Source organism: Peribacillus sp. TH16 (assembly GCF_016651095.1).
Lineage (GTDB): Bacteria > Bacillota > Bacilli > Bacillales > DSM-1321 > Peribacillus > Peribacillus butanolivorans.
In genome coordinates this window covers 1-4,575 of the sequence record NZ_JAEKEM010000010.1, presented here as the reverse complement: position 1 = coordinate 4,575, position 4,575 = coordinate 1, and the positions used below count along the sequence as shown (strand labels likewise).

Sequence of the window (4,575 nt, the reverse complement as noted above, 5' to 3'; positions counted from 1 at the left end):
TCGGGCTCTTAAAAAGAAGCCCGATTTTTCTTTTTATTCTTTTTCCCTTCGATGACGGTTAAGTGACTATCTGATTTCTTTCGCACTTTTATTTTTTTAGACGATTTTGCTGCAGAGAAGCTAGCCACATTATCCTTTTTCGAAGTTCGGTTCTTTAGCCTTTTTTTCGATTGGCGTGCAGCCTTTCGAAACGCCTGTTGCTCTTTTTTTACTGGTTTTCCCTTTGTTAATCCGGTATAAATCATATAAATAATCCCTGCGACAATGGCAATTATAAGAATGTTTCTAAAAAAGCCAATCGGGTCATTAAACAGTCGGCTCATTAGTCCGAGGACTCCGAGGGCGATGATTCCGTATATCATGAATGATATGAAACGTTTCAACAAAGACACCTCCTTAAGAGCATCATAAGCATTTCTAGCTTATTTTAAACATTATTCATGTAAAATATTTGAAAAAATGAAGATTATTCTCTTTGTTTAGTATATGATTTTTCATAATCATATTGTGATAGATGTTTTACACAATAACATCCGTTTCTAAACCTTTTTCCGTCCTTTTTTCCAACCTTAACAGTTCATGAAAGGAAGCCAATGCGACTTCGACCTGATCGTCGGAAGGAGCTTTTGTAGTCAATAATTGAAGCCAAAGACCAGGATAACCAAGGTAACGCAGAACTGGAATATCTCTCACTTTGTTTGTCAACTGCAATACCTCGAAGGAAATGCCAAGCACGACGGGAATAAGTAACACTCGATCCACGACACGTAGCCATAAAGGGTCGATTGGGACGAGCATATAGACAAACATACCAACAATGACAGTAAATAAAATAAAGCTGCTACCGCAACGATAATGAAGCCGTGAACTTGCCTGCACATTGGCGACAGTCAATTCTTTCCCGCTTTCAAAACAATTAATCACTTTATGCTCTGCACCGTGATATTGAAAGACTCGCTTGATTAATGGTGTCATGGATACTAGGTAAATGTAAATGAGCAGTAATATCAACTTAAACAAGCTTTCCATTAAAACCTGAGCCATATGACCAGGAAAAATAGGTCTTGTTAATGCTGCAAGAAAGACTGGAATCAGTGTAAACAGCAATTTACCAAATAAGAAGGAAAGTACCCCGATTACGGCAACTCCAAGCCATACACTTAGTTTTGAAGATTCCTTTGTTTCTGTTTTCTTTTCTTCTATCTTTTCCCCGCCTTCTTCTTCATACTGCTCTGTGGAAAAGTTTAGATGTTTTGAGCCGGTAGCGCTCGACTGAATCAGTGAGACAATTCCCCGTAAAAACGGTATTTTTTTTAAGCGATTGACAGCAGGCTTGGATTCACGCGGTATATGGTAATACACAATCGTTGAATCTTTGCGGCGGACAGCAGTGACTGTATGGTGTTTGCCGCCAAACATGACGCCTTCCACTACAGCCTGCCCTCCATAAACAGGTTTTTGAACCTCAGACATTTCTACACCAACCTAATAGTTATTCACGTAGCTCTCTCATGGGTGCTATCATGTTTATTATCAAGTATTCACAAGGTATAAGACCCTATAGAACCGCCCCTCTCAAAGATCAAGGGACGAATAAATGGAGGACTACTCCTTGCAAATACTTTATGAATGATGAATCGCAGGAAAGAAGTATCCTGTGTACATATAAAATTCAACAGAGGATGGACATAATCCTCTGAAAAAAGCACATTATTTATGTTTTTATCATACAGAATAAATCCAAAAACCTCTAGTAAATCTCCTCACTACGGATAAAATAAAATAGTTCTATTTAACAAAGGGCATACTACGTAGCGGAGGTGTTTGATATGTCTTCTAATGAAAAAGGACAAAATCAACAGGAAAATAGAATCATGTTAATCAACAATGTATTAGCTATCGGTTTTGTTGGAGGGCTCCTTGCCAGTTTTGCCGGAATAATAGCACATTATTTTAATTTTATGGAGTTTAGCCCCAAATTTATACTTACTTCTTGGTCGAATATGACATGGATCGATCGCTGGCTTGGTACGGTGATGACCATGCTCGTCTTCGGAATTCTGTCCGTGGGGATTGCTTTAATATACTATGGACTTTTTAGAAAAATGAAAAGTATTCTTTCAGGTGTTTTTTTTGGTGCCGTTTGCTGGGCTTTGCTGATATTTGTCTTAAAACCGATGTTCTCTGATTTGCCATCCTTTTCGGAAATGTCGTCAAAGTCCATTATAACCAGTATCTGTATTTTTATTTTATACGGTCTTTTTGTCGGATATTCTATTTCTTACGACCATCAGGAATATATTCGTCATAATAATAATAATAAAGGTGCTGAAAATCAGTCGAGAAGCTGAACGCCTGGGTTGTAAAAAAGTAGTAAGACAATTTGTAATTATGATAGAATGTTCATGGAAAGCATTCTTTTAATTATGAGCAGGTGTTTGATAATGACAAAAATCTTATTAATTAACGGTCCGAATTTAAATCGCTTAGGGAAACGTGAGCCTGCGCATTATGGGTCTTCGACGCTTTTGGATGTGGAAACTCTATTACAACAGCAGGCTCAAGGGTTAAATGTGGAAATCACTTGTTTTCAATCTAACCATGAAGGAGCGATTATCGATAAGCTCCATTGGTCAGAAGATCATGGGATAGACGGGATTATTATTAATCCAGGAGCATTTACTCATTATAGCTATGCGATTCGCGATGCAATTGCCGGAATTGATGTTCCAGTTGTGGAAGTACATATTTCGAACATCCATGCCCGTGAAAGCTTTCGGCATGAATCAGTTACCGCACCGGTGTCGGCGGGACAGATTGTCGGCTTGGGGATACACGGATATGAATTGGCTTTGCAGGCGATTACAAAGATTGCAAAGGGGGAGAAATAAAATGAATAATCTGAAACGTTTAAGAGCCTCAATGGAAAAGGTGGGCATTGATGGTTTTTTGATTACCAGTACATATAACCGCCGATTCATGACCAATTTTACTGGAAGTGCCGGTGTTGTTTTAATTTCCCAAAAAGAAGCTAAATTCATTACTGATTTCAGATACGTAGAACAAGCGGGCAAGCAGGCAGCAGACTTTGAAATTGTTCAACACAAGGGGACAATTATTGAAGAAGTCGGTAAACAGGCTAAAGAGATGAATATAAGCATACTCGGCTTTGAGCAAGATCATCTGACTTTTGCGACATATAAAGCATACGAAAAGGTCATTGAAGGACAACTTTTGCCGGTGTCGGGAGTAATTGAGAATTTACGCTTGATAAAGACCTCATCAGAGATTAAGATATTAAAGGAAGCGGCTGCTATTGCTGATGCTGCCTTTACACATATTCTGGATTTTATGCGCCCAGGAATTTCAGAGCTGGATGTGTCCAATGAGCTTGAATTCTTTATGAGGAAACAAGGGGCCACCTCTTCTTCCTTTGATATTATTGTTGCTTCTGGGAAAAGATCTGCTCTTCCGCACGGAGTGGCTACGAATAAAATCATTGAAAAAGGCGATTTTGTCACATTAGATTATGGGGCGTACTATAACGGGTATGTGTCTGATATAACTCGGACATTAGCAGTTGGCCAGCCAAGTGAAGAACTTATTAATATTTATGACATTGTTTTAGAAGCGCAACTGCGTGGCATGGCCGGGATAAAACCTGGGATGACAGGCAGGGAAGCGGATGCACTAACTCGTAATTTAATTGAAGAAAAAGGATTTGGACAGTATTTTGGACATTCAACAGGACATGGAATTGGTCTTGAAGTTCATGAAGGTCCAGCATTATCCTTGAGGTCTGATATCATTCTAGAACCAGGTATGGCTGTTACCGTTGAGCCGGGTATTTATTTACCGGGAGTTGGCGGAGTACGGATTGAAGATGATACAATCGTTACAATAGAAGGTAACGAAGCACTTACACATTCATCAAAAGAGTTAATCATTCTGTAAACATGTACATGTAGGAGGACAATTTTATGATTTCTGTAAACGATTTTCGCACAGGTGTTACAATTGAAGTAGATAATGGAATTTGGCAGGTTATCGAGTTCCAACATGTTAAACCAGGTAAAGGCGCTGCCTTTGTACGTTCTAAGCTTCGTAATCTTCGTACAGGATCCATCCAAGAGAAAACATTCCGTGCGGGTGAAAAAGTGGCGAAAGCACATATTGAAAACCGCAAAATGCAGTACCTTTATGCAAGTGGAGACAGCCATGTCTTTATGGATAACGAAACTTACGACCAAATCGAGCTACCAGCTTCAAGTATTGAACGCGAATTAAAATTCCTAAAAGAAAATATGGAAGTGCATATTATGACTTTCCAAGCCGAAACACTTGGTGTCGAGCTTCCTAACACAGTTGAACTTGAAGTTGCAGAAACAGAGCCTGGTATTAAAGGCGATACATCTTCAGGTGGAACAAAATCAGCTGTACTTGAAACAGGCCTTTCAGTTCAAGTGCCATTCTTCATCAATCAAGGTGACAAATTATTGATCAATACAAACGAAGGTTCATACGTATCACGCGCATAATTAGAAGAAGTCCGAGATTATATCTCGGGCTCAGTTT

At 39.1% G+C, this 4,575-nt stretch carries 6 protein-coding genes; 4 read left to right on the top strand and 2 right to left on the bottom strand.

The genetic code is table 11. From position 1 onward, the window contains the following. Positions 1 to 8: 8 nt before the first annotated feature. Together JFV29_RS28575 and JFV29_RS28570 are read right to left on the bottom strand one after the other, a co-directional pair. Entirely contained in the window at positions 9 to 383 is a 375-nt protein-coding gene (locus JFV29_RS28575; RefSeq protein ID WP_053346927.1) for an SA1362 family protein, read from the bottom strand. A 136-nt stretch (positions 384 to 519) separates the two neighbouring features. After that, positions 520 to 1,473, bottom strand: a complete 954-nt coding sequence (locus tag JFV29_RS28570; RefSeq protein ID WP_056526006.1) for a DUF1385 domain-containing protein — start codon at positions 1,471 to 1,473, stop codon at positions 520 to 522. A gap of 356 nt (positions 1,474 to 1,829) precedes the next feature. Between JFV29_RS28570 and JFV29_RS28565 the strand changes: the two genes are divergently transcribed. The 4 genes from JFV29_RS28565 to efp all read left to right on the top strand — a co-directional run bounded on the left by JFV29_RS28565 (position 1,830) and on the right by efp (position 4,538). Further along, positions 1,830 to 2,351 carry a YqhR family membrane protein gene (locus JFV29_RS28565; protein WP_201188187.1) on the top strand — a complete coding sequence of 174 codons (522 nt, stop codon included), beginning with the start codon at positions 1,830 to 1,832 and terminating at the stop codon, positions 2,349 to 2,351. A gap of 93 nt (positions 2,352 to 2,444) precedes the next feature. Next, positions 2,445 to 2,891 carry a type II 3-dehydroquinate dehydratase gene (gene aroQ, locus JFV29_RS28560; protein ID WP_056526000.1) on the top strand — a complete coding sequence of 149 codons (447 nt, stop codon included), beginning with the start codon at positions 2,445 to 2,447 and terminating at the stop codon, positions 2,889 to 2,891. A 1-nt stretch (position 2,892) separates the two neighbouring features. Next, positions 2,893 to 3,954 carry a M24 family metallopeptidase gene (locus JFV29_RS28555; protein WP_098176752.1) on the top strand — a complete coding sequence of 354 codons (1,062 nt, stop codon included), beginning with the start codon at positions 2,893 to 2,895 and terminating at the stop codon, positions 3,952 to 3,954. A 26-nt stretch (positions 3,955 to 3,980) separates the two neighbouring features. Beyond that, positions 3,981 to 4,538, top strand: coding sequence for an elongation factor P (efp, locus tag JFV29_RS28550; RefSeq protein ID WP_034308328.1), 558 nt, complete (start codon positions 3,981 to 3,983; stop codon positions 4,536 to 4,538). Positions 4,539 to 4,575: the final 37 nt, after the last annotated feature.